Source organism: Nocardiopsis sp. YSL2 (assembly GCF_030555055.1).
In the GTDB taxonomy this organism is placed as follows: domain Bacteria; phylum Actinomycetota; class Actinomycetes; order Streptosporangiales; family Streptosporangiaceae; genus Nocardiopsis.
This window is the reverse complement of the sequence record NZ_JAMOAO010000001.1, coordinates 3,337,087-3,351,462: the sequence shown is the minus strand read 5'-3', so window position 1 is coordinate 3,351,462 and position 14,376 is coordinate 3,337,087. Positions and strand designations below refer to the sequence as shown.

General features: G+C 71.9%; 13 protein-coding genes. 2 read left to right on the top strand and 11 right to left on the bottom strand.

The window, feature by feature from the left end; translation table 11 throughout:
* Positions 1-2 precede the first annotated feature (2 nt).
* The 9 genes from M1P99_RS14925 to M1P99_RS14885 form a co-directional block, all read right to left on the bottom strand.
* On the bottom strand, positions 3-1,592 hold the full coding sequence (locus tag M1P99_RS14925; RefSeq protein WP_304453257.1) for a cytochrome c biogenesis protein ResB: 1,590 nt from the start codon (positions 1,590-1,592) through the stop codon (positions 3-5).
* Positions 1,592-2,398 (bottom strand): cytochrome c biogenesis CcdA family protein, encoded by an 807-nt coding sequence (locus M1P99_RS14920; protein ID WP_304453256.1) that lies wholly within the window; start codon positions 2,396-2,398, stop codon positions 1,592-1,594. Before M1P99_RS14920 ends, M1P99_RS14925 begins: the two co-directional genes overlap by 1 nt.
* The gene (locus M1P99_RS14915) at positions 2,398-3,138 is read right to left on the bottom strand and encodes a TlpA disulfide reductase family protein (protein WP_304453255.1); all 741 of its coding nucleotides are present in this window, start codon (positions 3,136-3,138) and stop codon (positions 2,398-2,400) included. The genes M1P99_RS14920 and M1P99_RS14915 overlap by 1 nt, the downstream gene beginning before the upstream one ends.
* Before the next feature lie 205 nt (positions 3,139-3,343).
* Positions 3,344-3,547 carry a helix-turn-helix domain-containing protein gene (locus M1P99_RS14910; RefSeq protein WP_053616995.1) on the bottom strand — a complete coding sequence of 68 codons (204 nt, stop codon included), beginning with the start codon at positions 3,545-3,547 and terminating at the stop codon, positions 3,344-3,346.
* A 252-nt stretch (positions 3,548-3,799) separates the two neighbouring features.
* Complete coding sequence (locus M1P99_RS14905) at positions 3,800-4,597, bottom strand: phosphatase (protein WP_304453254.1); 798 nt, start codon at positions 4,595-4,597, stop codon at positions 3,800-3,802.
* Positions 4,598-4,746: 149 nt separating this feature from the next.
* The gene (locus M1P99_RS14900; RefSeq protein ID WP_304453253.1) at positions 4,747-5,907 is read right to left on the bottom strand and encodes an acetoin utilization protein AcuC; all 1,161 of its coding nucleotides are present in this window, start codon (positions 5,905-5,907) and stop codon (positions 4,747-4,749) included.
* A 146-nt stretch (positions 5,908-6,053) separates the two neighbouring features.
* Complete coding sequence (locus M1P99_RS14895; protein WP_304453252.1) at positions 6,054-7,586, bottom strand: DUF1109 domain-containing protein; 1,533 nt, start codon at positions 7,584-7,586, stop codon at positions 6,054-6,056.
* Positions 7,587-8,296: 710 nt separating this feature from the next.
* Positions 8,297-9,091, bottom strand: a complete 795-nt coding sequence (gene proC, locus M1P99_RS14890) for a pyrroline-5-carboxylate reductase (protein WP_304453251.1) — start codon at positions 9,089-9,091, stop codon at positions 8,297-8,299.
* Between the two features lie 82 nt (positions 9,092-9,173).
* Complete coding sequence (locus M1P99_RS14885) at positions 9,174-10,151, bottom strand: sugar phosphate isomerase/epimerase (protein WP_304453250.1); 978 nt, start codon at positions 10,149-10,151, stop codon at positions 9,174-9,176.
* A 210-nt stretch (positions 10,152-10,361) separates the two neighbouring features.
* On the opposite strand from M1P99_RS14885, the gene M1P99_RS14880 reads away from it, so the two are divergent.
* Complete coding sequence (locus tag M1P99_RS14880; protein ID WP_304455698.1) at positions 10,362-10,979, top strand: class I SAM-dependent methyltransferase; 618 nt, start codon at positions 10,362-10,364, stop codon at positions 10,977-10,979.
* Positions 10,980-11,005: 26 nt separating this feature from the next.
* Here M1P99_RS14880 and M1P99_RS14875 read toward each other — a convergent pair whose 3' ends face one another.
* Both M1P99_RS14875 and M1P99_RS14870 read right to left on the bottom strand, forming a co-directional pair.
* Positions 11,006-11,617: a C40 family peptidase gene (locus M1P99_RS14875; RefSeq protein ID WP_304453249.1), complete on the bottom strand. Its 612-nt coding sequence runs from the start codon at positions 11,615-11,617 to the stop codon at positions 11,006-11,008.
* A gap of 259 nt (positions 11,618-11,876) precedes the next feature.
* Positions 11,877-12,797, bottom strand: a complete 921-nt coding sequence (locus M1P99_RS14870) for an SGNH/GDSL hydrolase family protein (RefSeq protein ID WP_304453248.1) — start codon at positions 12,795-12,797, stop codon at positions 11,877-11,879.
* 198 nt (positions 12,798-12,995) lie between these two features.
* Between M1P99_RS14870 and radA the strand changes: the two genes are divergently transcribed.
* The gene (gene radA, locus M1P99_RS14865) at positions 12,996-14,366 is read left to right on the top strand and encodes a DNA repair protein RadA (protein ID WP_304453247.1); all 1,371 of its coding nucleotides are present in this window, start codon (positions 12,996-12,998) and stop codon (positions 14,364-14,366) included.
* Positions 14,367-14,376: the final 10 nt, after the last annotated feature.

The window sequence follows — 14,376 nt, the reverse complement described above, 5'->3', positions numbered from 1 at the left end:
GGTCACTCCTTCTCGTCAGGGGTAGCGTCGCCGGAGTCGGCCCGTAGCCGTCCGGCCAGTCGCGTGGTCAGTTCGTGGAACTCGGTGTTGTCACCGGCCGCCTCCGTCTTGCCGAGGCCGGCCACCTCCACGTCGGTGCGACCGTCCTCGCCCCGGGTCGCGCGCACCCACACGCGCCGCGGGCGCACGAAGAGGGTGACGAGCAGGCCGACGACCGCCAGCGTCGCCGCGGTCAGTGCCGGGAGCCGCGCGCCGTCCCGGTTGCTCTGCAGGCTGACGTACTCCTTCACGCCGGAGAAGGTGATCGATCCGGCCCCGTCCGGCAGTTCCCAGGTGTCACCGACCTCCAGCGTGGGCGACTCCCCGAGCTCCTCCATGCCCTCGGTGCGCAGCTGGTAGACCGACTGCGGGTCGACCAGCCCGAGGTCGCCCTGGTAGCCCTGGAGCGTCACCGCCGGGTTCTCCGCGTCCGGGTAGGTCGAGACCAGCTCGCCAGCCGCGTTCTCGGCCGCGGTGGGCAGGAACACCCCGACGAAACCGAGCTGTTCCCCCCCGGTGTCGGGCACCTTGACCACGCCGTCGGAGGTGAAGGTCGCCGTCTCCCGGTACAGGAAGGGGACGGCCTGGTCGAACACCACGTCGCCCTCGGCGTCGCGGACGACGAACTCCGGGGCGTACCCGTGGCCCAGCAGGTAGACCTGGACGCCGTCCACGGACAGGGGGTGGTTGACCTCCAGCCGGTGCCGGGCCTCCTCCGCCTCCGGGGACTCCTTGTACGTCAGGTCGGCGACGTAGGAGGACGCCTGGCCCCGCAGGTCGCCGTCCTCGATGAAGGACGCCTCGAAGTCGTCCAGGTGGAACGTGAACGGTTCCAGCCGGTCGGTGTCGGTCCAGTGGCCGGGATAGATGGCGTCGTAGGACGGGAGCGTGTTGGCGAACCCGTCGCCCTCCACCACCAGCATGTTGCCCCGGTAGCCGAAGAACGCCCCGGCTGCCAGGGCCAGCAGCAGTCCCAGCAGGGCCAGGTGGAACAGGACGTTGCCGGCCTCGCGCAGGTAGCCGGTCTCGCTGGACAGGGAGTCGCCGTAGCGCTCGATCCGGTACCCCTTGAGCACGCCGCACGCCCGCTCCAGCACGGCCTCGGGGTCGGCGTCGGTGCTGAACCGCGCCGCGTAGGGCATCCGGCCCAGGTGGCGCGGCGTACGCACCGGCCGGGCACGCACGGCGCGGGCGTGGGCCAGCGCGCGCGGCAGGACACAGCCCGCCAGCGAGACGAAGAGCAGCAGGTAGATCGCCGCGTACCAGGGCGAGGAGAAGACGTCGAAGAGGGAGAACCGGTCCAGCCAGGGGGCCAGGTCCGGGTGCTCCTGGAAGTAGGTGTCGACTTCGTCGACGCTCACCACGTTCTGGGGCAGGATCGACCCGGGGATCGCGCCCACCGCGAGCAGGAACAGCAGGATCAGCGCCGTGCGCATGGAGGTCAGGACACGCCACGCCCAGCGCGCCCATCCGACGGCGCCCAGTCCCTTGGGCCGCGCGGGCCCTTCGGGGGCGTCGCCGTCCGCGGCGGTGCCGGTCTGTGTGGTCGTCATCAGATCACCGTCCGGTAGTCGGCGGCCCAGCCCTGCATCGCGACGGTCAGCTGCGTCCACAGACCGGTGACCATGGCCAGGCCGACGAGGACGAGCATGACACCGCCGACCACGGTGACCGTGCGGGTGTGGTTCCTGAGCCAGGAGAAGGCGCCCAGCGCACGCCGGTAGAGCAGCGAGGCCAGCACGAAGGGCAGGCCCAGCCCGACGCAGTACACGAGCGAGAGCAGCATGCCGCGGCCCGCGCCGCCCTCGACGAAGGCCAGTGTCTGGACCGCGGCGAGGGTCGGACCGATGCAGGGCGTCCACCCGAGCCCGAACAGGACGCCGAGGAGCGGCGCACCGGCCAGCCCGGCACGGGGCAGCCGGTGGATGCGGAACTCGCGGGCGAAGCCCGGCAGGACGCCCATGAAGGCCAGCCCGAGCACGATGGTGAGCAGCCCGAGGGCCCGGGTGATGGGATCGGTGTAGTCGATGAAGAGGTCGCCGAGCCAGCCGATGAATCCGCCGACGGCGACGAAGACCAGGGTGAAGCCCGCGATGAACAGGATGCTGCCGGCGACCATGGTCCAGCGGCGCGCGGCCAGCTCGGTGTCGATGTCGACGGCGGTCGCCGTGGCGGTGCCGCCGCCCTCCGCCGCGCGTGCGCGCATGTCGGCGCCGCTCATCCCGGTCACGTAGGAGAGGTAGCCGGGCACCAGCGGCAGGACGCACGGGGAGAGGAAGGAGACCACCCCGGCGGCCAGGGCCAGGGGCGCGGCGAGCAGCAGGGAGCCGGACAGGACGGTCGTGCCGATGGGGTCCATCAGTCGGAGTCCCCGTCTCCGGTGCCGTCGGCGGCTTCCTCGGACGACCGGGGGTCCTCGGGCGCCTCCGACGCCTCCGCGTCGGACTCCGCGGCCTCCTGCTCGGCCACCCGGGGCCGCGCCTCGGGATCGCCGAAGTCGAACTCGACGACCACCGGGTTCAGCAGCTCCGTGAGCTGTCCGTAGGTCGTGGGGCCGATCACGCGGGCGGCGATGCGCCCCTCGGGGTCGATGATCAGCGTGCTGGGGATGGAGCGGGGCGGCACGGTGTCGCGGAAGGCCTGCGGGACCTCGCCGGGCTGGTCGTACAGGCTGGGATAGGGGATCTCCTGGTGCTCGGCGTAGGCCCGGGCGGCCGTCTCGTCGTCCTTGATGTTCACGCCCAGGAAGTCCACGCCCAGGTCGGCGTACTCGGTGTGGACCTCGTCCAGGACCGGCTGCTCGGCCCGGCAGGGGCCGCACCAGCTCGCCCAGACGTTGAGGACGACGATCTCGCCCAGGTAGTCGCTGAGCGCGACCTCGTCGCCGTCCAGGGTGGTACCGGAGACCTCGGGGACCTCGACCCGGTCGGCGGCCTCGAACACGGTGGAGCTGCCGTCACCGGAGATGAACCGGTCGTCGGCGCCGCCGTTCTGGATCTCGTTGCCGCCGCCGCAGCCGGACAGGGCGAGCACGGCCGCCAGGGCGACCGCCGTCGGGCGGGCCGATCGGCGCCGCGGGCCGACACTGGTACTTGGCATCGAGGGGACCTCGCGAAACAGGGCGTGAACAGGGCGGACCACAACAACGACAAAGTGTAGTAGATGCCCTGGAGACCCTTCGGCCGCCCCGTCGCTCCGACCATGGCAGGTGCGAGCGAGGCGGCGTCAGGCGAGGTGGAGAGCCTCTGGTGTCAGCAGACCGGGAGCCCGGCGTATCGCCCGGCCCCGGTCGGCCCAGCCCTGATCAACCAGCCTCGACGAAGGCTTCGCGGAGGTAGTCGTGCACGGCTCGTTCGGGAACCCGGTAGGAACGCCCCACGCGAATCGCGGGGAGAACTCCCGAGTGCACCATTCGGTAAACGGTCATCTTGGACACACGCATGATCGTGGCGACCTCGGCCACGGTCAGGAACCTGACCTCTTCGAGAGGCGGCTTACTCGCGTTCATCTTCCGACGCCCTCATTTCCCGGACGTGAGCATTGTCTACCGGTCAGCCCAGCGTGGAGCCGAAAGAAGAGCGACCCCGGTCTTGCCCGTCCCTACACCACGCCGGCGTGTCATGCTGTCACTACTGACACGTCCGTTTTCAGAGTAGAGCCGAGTTCCCTTGAGCGAAAGCCTGTTTGTACTGTCTTCGGGGATATACGGTGCCGACGGGGCGGATGAGGTTTAAGGGTGGGTATAAATGGTCGGCCCTGCTCACATCAGGCCGGCGCGAGCCAGGACGTACTGGCGTAGCGGCACGTAGTCCTCGGTCAGATATCCGTCGTCCAAAGGCACGGTGACCAGCATTTTCCCTTCGTGCTCAGCGAGGAAGAGAGCCGGGTCGTTGCAGTCGGCGAAGCCCATCGTGGGCACTCCCGCCTCCCCCGCCGCACCGGCGAAACCGTGGTCGGCGATGACCAACTGCGGCCACGCCTCCCGGCGCTCGGCGAGGTCGGCGAGGATGGCCCGCATCGCGAAGGGATGGTGGCTGTGGCGTGACAGGTGCCCGTCCGTGACGATGGCGACGTCGTCCTTCCACACGACGATGCGCCGGTTGGGCGGGCGCTCCGTGGTCACCTCGTAGGAGTACCCGCCCGCGGCGGTGACGATCTCGCAGCCGCGCGCGGCCAGGGCGTCCTTCCACTCCCGGTAGGTCTCCCGGAGCTTGGTGGGGTGGCCGGTGGCGAACATGACGCGTTCCCGGCGCTCGGCGGCCAGGGCCAGGCGGTCGGCGAAGGCCTCCAGGGCGTCCACGGTGAGGTCGGGATCGATGGTGTCGATCCCCCACACGTAGTCCTCGTCGCCCACCACGCCGCAGCGCTTGTTCATCAGCGCGAGGACCTCGGAGAAGGTCCAGTCATGGGAGAAGGTCAGGCCGAACTGGTGGTAGGGGTCCTTTTGCACCAGACGCCGGTAGTGCCGCAGATTGTTCTGGCGCGGGGTGTCGACGTGCCCCGCGATCCCCGTGCGAACCAGATAGGTGATGAGTTCAGCGCGTGTCGGCGGCGTCACCGGCGTTCCCCTTCCTCGTCTGCGCAGCGAGCGTGCGCCACGCCGTGCGTCCACCACGACGCCTGCTCCTGTTCGCCCGGTATTCAACCTCTTCCTACCCGCTGGACGCGCGCCACGCCCAATCCCGGTGAATTCACCGATCGCCGGATTCAGAGACTGGGATCGATCCCGTGGCTGGGGAAAACGGCGGTCCGCGTCGCGTTGATCGCCCGGTCGACGGGGTCGCCGGGGTCGTACCCCTCCTCGAAGGGGGAGAAGGAGACGTCACGCCCGTCGGTCATGTACAGCGGGGCCATCTCACCCGTACGCCGGCGCACGAAGTCCCGCCAGCTCTGCGGGGTCTCGGTGTCGGGGTCGATCGGCGCCCCCGCGGCCTCGGCCAGCAGGTGGGTCCAGGCGCGCGGCACGACCTGTACGAGGCCGTACCCGCCGCCGCCGAAGAGCAGCCACCGGCCGCCCGCCGTCTTCTGCGCCAGCCGGTGCAGCTCGGCGTAGGCGCGGCGCTGCCCGTCGACGCTGAGCGTGAGGTTGGCCAAGGGGTCCAGAGCGTGGGTGTCGCAGCCCTGCTGGGTCACGAGGATCTCGGGCTGGAACTCGTGCAGCAGCGGCGGCACGACGGCGTCGAAGGCCCGGTGCCAGCCGGTGTCGCCGGTGCCGGCGGGCAGCGCGACGTTGACCGCGTACCCCTCGGCGGAGGGGCCGCCGGTCTCGGAGGCCTGGCCGGTCCCGGGGAACAGGGTGGCCGGGGACTCGTGGAGGCTGATGGTGAGCACGCGCGGGTCGTCGTAGAAGGCGCGCTGGACGCCGTCACCGTGGTGGACGTCGACGTCGACGTAGGCGATCCGCTTCGCTCCCTGCTCCAGCAGCCAGGCGATGGCCAGGGCGGGATCGTTGTAGACGCAGAAGCCCCACGCGTTGCCGCGCATGGCGTGGTGCAGGCCGCCCGCGATGTTCGCGGCGTGGGAGGCCTCGCCCGTCCACACCGCCTTCGCGGCGGCCACGGACGCCCCCGAGATCAGCGCGGCGGCCTCGTGCATGTCGGGGAAGACGGGGTTGTCGGCGGTGCCGAGCATGTGGGCGTCGTCGGGTTCGAGGGTCTTTCCCGCACGCTTGACCGCCTCGATGTAGGAGGGGTCGTGCACGAGCGAGAGCAGCTCGTCCGAGGCCGGTTCGACGTCCAGCAGGCCGACGCCCGGCGCGTCCAGGACGCCGAGGTCACGGCTCAGGGCCATGGTGAGCTCGACGCGGATCGGCGCCAGCGGGTGCTGGGGCCCGAAGTCGTAGGCGGTCAGTCCGTCGTCCCATGCCACCCGAAGCGAGCAGGACGTGCGCCCTCCCATGTGGTGACCCCCGTTCCAGGTGTGCGTGCTCCGAAGCACACAGTACGCAAGACGGGCCCCCGCGCCGAAACCCGGGGGCGGCCCGGTGCGGACGGAACCGCACCGGGCCGGGGCCCTCACTCCATCACGTAGAAGCAGGACTCCTGCTTGAATCCGGCGCCCATGTCCACGGTCCCGTGCAGCGGACGGGACAGGAACGAGCCGTTCGAGACGAACAGGATCCGGTACTCGCCCGGCTCCAGCTCGACCGTCATCGTGTCCCCGTCATCGAAGCACGAGTTGCCGGTGGGCGGCGAGCTGTACTCCTCGCAGTCCTCGCACGCGTCCGTCAGGATCTCGCCGTGGACGCCGTCCGGGCCGACGTAGAGGAACCGCATCTCGTACGGGGAGTTGTTGACGACCTCGATGACCGCCTTGTCGCTGCCGCTGTGACCGGTGGGCTCATCGCCCCAGTCGTTCTCGCCGAGGGCGGTGAGGGTGTCCATCTCCTCTTCGATGTGGGCGGCGCCGACGTGCCGGACCAGGTCCTCGACGTCGTCGGTCTCGTAGTCGGGGTACTCGGCGGTGAGGAAGTCGGCCATGGTCTCGGCCGTGTCGGCGTCGCCGCCGTCGACCTCCGCCCATCCGCACTTGCGCGCGGACTCGGGGTGCTCCTCCTCGATGCGCTCGGGGATCTCGGGGGCCTCGTCCCAGGCGAGCCCCTCGAAGACGGCGATCTGCTCGTAGGCGGTGCACCACAGCTCGTCGCCGTAGTCGCTGGTGCCCACGTCGTAGAGGTCGACCAGGGCGCCGGGGACCTCGCCCGCGGCCGCGGTGTCGTCGTAGTCCCGCGGGATCACGGTGTAGATCTCGTGGGCCCGTCGGAGGTTCTCCCGGTACTCCTCATTGACCACGCCGGTGTACTCGTCGACCGCGCCCTGCTTGAGGCCGTCGGCGAAGGACAGGTGGATGTCGGCGACCTCGCCGTCGGTGTCCCGCCACTGCGCCGCGTGGTGGGCGAAGTAGGTGGCGTAGGAGTCCAGCGCCTGCTCGTACTCCTCGTTGTCGACGTCCGCCTGAGCGGTCTCCAGGAGACCGCACGCCTCGATCCCGTCCCGCGACCGCTGCATCAGGGAGGGCGAGAGGGAGAGCTGGAAGCCGTTGCCCACGCGCTCGTAGGTGCTGACGGCGCTGTCGCAGTCGCCTCGCGCGTGAGCCGCGTCTGCCACGCGCATCTGCCACTCGCCGACCTGCCACACACTGAGCAGGGAGGCGACGACGGCGAGGGCGAGCCCGCCGGCGGCCAGGAACGGTATCGGGCTCTTGGAGAGCTGCTCACCGCGGGTCACGGCCCGCTCGTCACGGGCGCGCCCGGCGAAGACGCCGTGTACGGCCGCGGCCGCGAACCAGACGAGGAAGATCGGCAGCCACAGCAGGAGGTTGTCGGCCGCGCCGATGACCGCCGCCGTGACCAGCAGGCCCACCGTGATGATGAGGGCGCCCGCGAAGAAGGGCCACTGGCGCAGGTAGAAGTAGCCCGCGCCGAGGCCGGAGGCGTTCAGGGCGGCGGTGCGGAGCGCGGACGGGGACGAGAAGAGCCCCATCCGCGGCGGGCGGGGCGGGGGCGGCGGGCCGCCGAACTGGCCCGGCGGCATCCCGCCGGGAGGCATCCCACCTGGGGGCATCCCACCGGGAGGCGGCCCCTGCGGGGGCATCCCGCCCGGAGGTGTACCCGGGGGCATCCCACCGGGCGGCGGGCCGGGGGGCATCCCGCCCGGAGGTGTACCCGGGGGCATCCCACCGGGCGGCGGGCCGGGAGGCATTCCGCCCGGAGGCATACCGCCGGGGGGCGGCCCCTGCGGCGGCATCCCGCCCTGTTGCATCCCGCCGGGAGGCGGGGGCGGCCCCTGCGGCGGCATCCCGCCGCGGAACTGCCCCGGAGCACCGCCGGCGGGGGTACCGCCCTGAGGCTGACCCGGGACGCCGCCCGCCGGAGTACCGCCCTGAGGCTGACCCGGAACACCGCCCGCCGGGGTTCCGTCAGAGGGCGGGCCGCCAGGGGGAGGGCCGCCCTGCGGCTCTTGGGGATCGGAAGGGGAAGGAGGATTCGTCATGGAGGACCCTGGGTCGGCTGGGGAATCGGAGGCACGCGGGGACGAGGACGCACGGACGGTATGCGGCAGAGCACCCCCTATGCACAGTACCCATCCCGTTCCGTCCGGATTTCCCCACCCCGCGTCCGGTCCCGGCCATCAACCGAACGGCTCCGGCAAGCATCTCAGGCGTGGCCGCCGTGGCCGCCGTGGCCGCCGTGGCCGCCGTGGCCGCCGTGGCCGCCGTGGCCGCCGTGACCGCCGTGACCGCCGTGACCGCCGGGCGGTCAGCTCCCCGAGAGTTCCTGGCTGCGGTCGCGCGCGGCGTCGATCGCGTCGGTGAACGCGGTACGCACGCCGTGCCGCTCCAGTTCGCGCAGCGCGGCCGCCGTGGTCCCGCCAGGCGAGGTCACGGCCTCGCGCAGCACGACGGGGTGCTCACCGGACTCGGAGAGCATCGCGGCGGCACCCGTGATGGTCTGCCCGACGAGCTTCTGCGCGGTGGCGCGCGGCATGCCCATGGCGACGCCGGCCTCGATCATCGTCTCGGCGATGAAGTAGAAGTAGGCGGGTCCGCTCCCGGAGATCGCCGTCACCGTGTCCATGTGCTGTTCGCCGACCCGGATGACCTCGCCGACCGTCCCGAGCAGCTGCTCGGCGCGGTCCAGGTGCGCGGCGCCGGCGTGGGCGCCGCCCGCCACCGCGGTCATCCCCTGGCCCATGAGGGCCGGGGTGTTGGGCATGGCCCGGACGACCGGCACACCGGCGGGAAGATGGCTCTCCATCACCGCTGTGGTGAGTCCCGCCGCCACCGAGATCACCAGGCGGTCGGCGGCCACGTGCGGACCGATCTCGTCGAGGAGGGCGAGCATGTCCTGCGGCTTGAGGGCCAGGAGCAGGGTGTCGGCGCGCTTGGCGGCGTCCTGGGCCGGCACCACCTCGACCCCGTGGCTCCGGCGCAGTTCCCGGGCGTGCTCCACCCGCGGCTCCGTGACGAGAACGTCCTCCGGCGCGTGGCCCTTGGCCAGCATTCCGGCGAGCAGGGCCTCGCCCATCTTCCCGGCACCGATGATCGCGATCATGAAGGGTCCTCTCTGCGGTTCACCCTCAACGCTAACGGCCCGGGGGGTGCGGCGCGGACACCGCGTCCCACCCTGTGGACGGTCAGTCGCCGCGGCCCGCGTCCTCCCCGCCGTGCGTCCCCTCTCCCCCGTTCACGGGGCCGGTGTCGTCCACCGTGCCTCCGCGGTCCACCTCGAACAGGTGGGGGCGCGCGGCCGACGGGCGGCGCAGCAGGCCGATCCGCTCCCGGCGGTCGTGGGGAGCGTGCTCCGACCCGGTGGGCCGGGCGAAGTGCAGCCGGGTGAAGGCCAGCGCCTCGGCCAGCTCCCGGAGACGGGCCTGGCGGTCCGGAGCCTTGCGAGTGCTCACCTCCAGCACCAACTGTCCCTCGTAGCCCACCCTGGCCAGGTGCTCCAGCAGTTCGGCGACCGGCTGCCGACCGCGCCCGGGGATGAGGTGCTCGTCGAGGTTCTGGCCGCCGAAGCCGTCCGCCACATGGACGTGGGACAGCCGGTCGCCCAGCCGCTTGGCCATGTCCATGGCGTCGGAACCGGACATCGCGGTGTGGGAGAGGTCCAGGGTGACGTCGGGGTAGTCGCGGTCGAGGGGGTTCCAGCTCGGCGCGTAGGGCACCACTTCTCGGTCGCGCACCCGCACCGGATACATGTTCTCCACCGCGAAGGCGACGTCGGTCTCCTCCTGCATGCGCGCGACGCCCACCTCGAACCCGCGCGCGTACTCGCGCTGCCAGCGGAAGGCGGGGTGGACCACGACCGTCTTCGCGCCGAGGGCCTCGGCCATCTCCTTGGACCGCACGAGCTTGCCCCAGGGCTCACGCCCCCAGACCCGCTGGGTGAGGACGAGGCAGGGCGAGTGGACGGCCGTGACCGGTACACCGTGGTAGTCCGACAGGCGGCGCAGCAGATCGATGTCCTGGCTGGCGGGGTCGGAGGAGACGAGCACCTCCACGCCGTCGTACCCCAGCTTCGCCGCGATCTCGAAGGCGGCCGGGGTCTTCTCCGGGTAGACCGACGCCGACGACAGGACGACGGGTGCGTCTGGGACCTGGATAGGGCTCACAGGACCCAGACTATGCGCTCGGATCCCCTTCGTGCCTACCGCCCGCGCGAACCCGGCGCGCCGCTCCGCGTCGAGTACCTTCGACCGAGGACAAGGCGGCGGGCAGGGAGTACGGACGTGGCCCGAGGTAGGCGTGTGATCCCCCAGGACGCGGTTCCCAGTCCGAACATCTGGCGGAATCCGCTCGTCTACGAGCTGGAGAACGAGGCCGTGGACCCCGACGGGGTGCTCACGGCGGCGATGGACCGGATCCGCCCGGTCGACGACGCCCACGTGCTCGACATCGGTTGCGGGACCGGGTACCACCTGCCCGGGTTCGCCGCACGCGCCCGGCGGGTGACCGGCGTGGAGCCGCACCCGGGGCTCGCGGAGTCCGCGCGCGCCCGGGTGCGGGGCCTGGACCGCGTCCGGGTCGTGGCCGGAACCGCCCAGCGGCTGCCCGTCCCCGACGCCGTCGTCGAGGTCGCGCACGCCCGCTGGGCCTACTTCTTCGGTCCGGGATGCGAGCCCGGCCTGGCCGAGCTGGATCGGGTGATGCGCCGTGGCGGGGTCGCGTTCGTCATCGACAACGACGCGACGCGCTCCACGTTCGGCGCGTGGTTCCGGCGGTCGCTGCCGAGGTACGACCCGGCCGCCGTGGAACGGTTCTGGTCCTCACACGGGTTCACGCGGGAGGCGTTGATGACGCGCTGGTCCTTCGCCGACCGCCGCGCCTTCGAGGCGGTCGTGCGGATCGAGTTCCCCTCCGCTCTCGCCACCGAGATCATCGGGGCGCACCACGGGCTGTCGGTCGACTACGCGGTCAACCTGTGGTGGAAGCGGTTCTGAGGCCGGGGGCGGTGGCACGGCCCGGGTCAGAGCCGGACCGCTCCGGCGAGGTTGGTGCGGGTCACGGCGCGCTCGCCGACCCTGCCGCCGGACCTCGGGGCGTCCAGCATGCGCCCGCCGCCGAGGTAGATGGCCACGTGGTAGGCGTAGCCGCCGCCGTCGGTCCAGTAGAGGAGGTCGCCGCGCTCGGCTCTGGAGTAGGGGACGCGGGTCCCGGAGTTCACCTGGTCCTGCGCGATGCGGGGCAGCCGCACCCCCGCCTCGCGGTAGGACGCCTGGACGAGCCCGGAGCAGTCGAAGGACTCGGGCCCGGTGCCGCCCCAGGCGTAGGGCTTGCCCGCGTGGGACTCGGCGGCGTCGATGGCCCTCTCGACGGTCGAGGTGGCCTCGCCCTGGTGGATCCGCTCCCCCTGGTCCCCGCTCCCGGACGCGTCCCCGGACGCGGGCGCCGTCGCGGCGGCGGGAGCGGTGGCGGCCGGCTGCGCCAGGGCCGGAGCGGCCCCGGCGGCCAGGGCCGCGACGACGGCCAGCACCACGGCCGCCGCACGCGGACCGGACCGGCCTACGGACGAGGCCTGCCGCCCCCTCTCGGTGGGACGACAGGCCTCAGTTCGCTCGTACTCTCGCTGTTCTCGCATGGCAGGGTTCCCCTTCATGGTGATGTCAGGTCACGGGGCCGGCGCCCGCGACGGGCACCGGCCTCGCGCTCATCCATCACCATTGGTCACATATGCAGCAAGAGAAATCACTCTCCGTAGTCTAATCGGCATCCAAAGAAGGTAAAGCCTGGTTGAGGTGCAGGGACGAATCAGGTCACACCTCGCAACCGGCCACCGCCTTCGTCACATTCGGTCACCGTCGTCCGGTGCCGGCGGGCCGGACCGCCCACGCCACGGGTCAGACCTCGGCCGGGACCGCGCCGAGTCCCGCCAGGACCCGGTCGGCCGCGACCGCCATGCCGGCCTCGTTGGGGTGGACCGGGAAGGCGGTGTTCTCCGGCACCACGCCCTCGACCCACCGGTCCCCGGCGGGCTCGCACACGTCGTGGCCGCGTTCGAAGACGTCGACGTAGACGGCGCCGGCCGCCCCGGCCTCCTCCGAGATCATCGTGTTGAGCGAGGTCTGCAGCGCGTCCAGGTAGGCGACGTCGCCGCGCGCGACCGGCATGGTCGGCCAGCAGCCGCCACTCTCGGGCAGGATCTGCAGGTAGCCCACGGCGAGCACGGTGGCGTCGGGGCTGCGCTCACCGACCTCCTCGTACACCCCCGCGACGTCATCGCGCAGCTCCTCCACACGGTCGTCCAGGGTGTCGCCGTAGTGGTTCGCGCACGGGCTGCCGAGGGGGTTGCGCAGGCTCAGCTTCGCGCACTTCACGAAGATCTCGGAGAACCCGAGGTCGTTGCCGGAGATCCCCACACTCACCAGGTCGGTCTCCGGCGTGAGCGCGTCGAACTGCGGCGGGACGTCGGTCAGGTCCTCGTGCTGGGGCTCACTCAGGTCGGCGATGACCGCGCCCGAGCAGCTGACGTCGGTGAACTCGCCGACACCCAGGGCATCGGCGACCAGATGGGGGTAGTTCGCGCCCGACCGCAGGCACCGGGGGTCCGAGCCGGGTGCGGTCGGCGGGATCAGCGGACCGGCGGTGAAGGAGTCACCGAGGGCCACGTAGCGCTCGAAGGCGGCCTCGGTCTCGGCGGCGGCGGGGGCCGAGACCAGGGACAGGCCCAGCACGGCCACGGCCAGAGGCACGAGGGTGCGGCGTACGGGGCGGGGGACGGAACGGGCGTGGGGGACGGGGGACACGTCGGTACGGGACACGCGGTTTCCTCTCACGGAGTACGGGGCGTCGACAAGCGGGGGCGCACACGCCCTGTAGTGATTCTGTAACACGACCTACACGCCGACCGCCCTAACTCGTAGGTAACTTTCACGTGTCCCCTCGTCCCACGAGCGTCACCGCCCGGGTTCCCGCCGAGGCCACCGCGCCTGTCCGCCCCGGCCGATACCGTGGCCTCCATGGCCAAAGCAGCGAAGTCCACGTTCCGGTGCTCCGAGTGCGGTTGGAGCACCCTGAAGTGGGTGGGGCGCTGCGGTGAGTGCCAGGCCTGGGGCACGGTCGAGGAGGCCGGAGCCCCGGCCCCCGCCTCCGTGGCCGCCGCGCCGGTCACCTCCCGCGCGCGGCCCATCACCGAGATCAGCGTGGAGAGCGCCGAGGCCGTCCCCACGGGCGTCGACGAACTCGACCGCGTCCTGGGGGGCGGCGCCGTGCCCGGCGGTGTGGTCCTGCTCGCGGGAGAGCCCGGCGTGGGCAAGTCGACCCTGCTGTTGGAGGTCGCCGCCAAGCGCGCCGCCGAGGGCCCCGTCCTGTACGTGACCGGTGAGGAGTCCGCCGGTCAGGTGCGACTGCGCGCCGAGCGGCTGAACGCGCTGTCGGACAAGCTGTTCCTGGCCGCCGAGACCTCGATCGCCTCCCTGGTCAGCCATGTGGAGGAGGTCGCGCCGCGGCTGCTCGTCGTGGACTCGGTGCAGACCATGGTCTCCCCCGACGCCACGGGCGTTCCGGGCGGCGTCACCCAGGTGCGGCAGGTGGCCGGCGCGCTGATCCAGATCGCCAAGGAGCGCGGCATCGCCACGGTCCTGGTCGGCCACGTCACCAAGGACGGGTCCATCGCCGGCCCGCGCATGCTGGAGCACCTGGTGGACGTGGTGCTGCACTTCGAGGGCGAGCGCCACTCGCAGCTGCGCCTGTTGCGCGCGGTGAAGAACCGGTACGGGCCCACGGACGAGATCGGCGTCTTCGAGCTGACCGAGTCCGGCATCGTCGGCCTCCCCGACCCCAGCGGCCTCTTCCTCACCGAGCGCACGGACCCTGTGCCGGGCACCTGCGTCACGGTGACCCTGGAGGGGCGGCGGCCGCTCATCACCGAGGTGCAGGCACTGGTCGCCCCCACGCCCCTGCCCGCGCCCCGGCGGGCCACCTCCGGCCTGGACACCTCGCGCGTGAACATGATCCTGGCGGTCCTGGAGAAGCGGACGGGGATGCGGCTGGCCAACATGGACGTCTACGCCTCCACCGTGGGCGGTGTGCGCCTCGGCGAACCCGCCGTCGACCTGGCCCTGGCACTGGCCGCCGCGAGCTCCAACAACGACGTCGCCCTGCCGCGCGGGTTCATCGCCATCGGCGAGGTCGGCCTCGCGGGGGACGTGCGCGCGGTCAACGGGGTGCGCCGTCGCGTCGCCGAGGCCCAGCGCCTGGGCTTCACCGAGGCGGTCGTCCCCAAGCACTTCGGAGATCCCGTCCCGGGAATCCGCACGCACGAGGTGGAGGAGCTGAGCGAGGCGCTGGCCCGGGTGGCACGGCGGCGCCGGCGCTCCCAGGACGAGTGAGGCCGACGCG

Excerpts from the sequence above, each read along its gene's own strand:
- M1P99_RS14925 (WP_304453257.1), bottom strand. The coding sequence starts at position 1,592 with ATGACGACCACACAGACCGGCACCGCCGCGGACGGCGACGCCCCCGAA.
- M1P99_RS14920 (WP_304453256.1), bottom strand. The coding sequence starts at position 2,398 with ATGGACCCCATCGGCACGACCGTCCTGTCCGGCTCCCTGCTGCTCGCC.
- M1P99_RS14915 (WP_304453255.1), bottom strand. The coding sequence starts at position 3,138 with ATGCCAAGTACCAGTGTCGGCCCGCGGCGCCGATCGGCCCGCCCGACG.
- M1P99_RS14910 (WP_053616995.1), bottom strand. The coding sequence starts at position 3,547 with ATGAACGCGAGTAAGCCGCCTCTCGAAGAGGTCAGGTTCCTGACCGTG.
- M1P99_RS14895 (WP_304453252.1), bottom strand. The coding sequence starts at position 7,586 with ATGCCTCCCGGCGGGATGCCGCCGGGCCAGTTCGGCGGCCCGCCGCCC.
- proC (WP_304453251.1), bottom strand. The coding sequence starts at position 9,091 with ATGATCGCGATCATCGGTGCCGGGAAGATGGGCGAGGCCCTGCTCGCC.
- M1P99_RS14875 (WP_304453249.1), bottom strand. The coding sequence starts at position 11,617 with ATGCGAGAACAGCGAGAGTACGAGCGAACTGAGGCCTGTCGTCCCACC.
- radA (WP_304453247.1), top strand. The coding sequence starts at position 12,996 with ATGGCCAAAGCAGCGAAGTCCACGTTCCGGTGCTCCGAGTGCGGTTGG.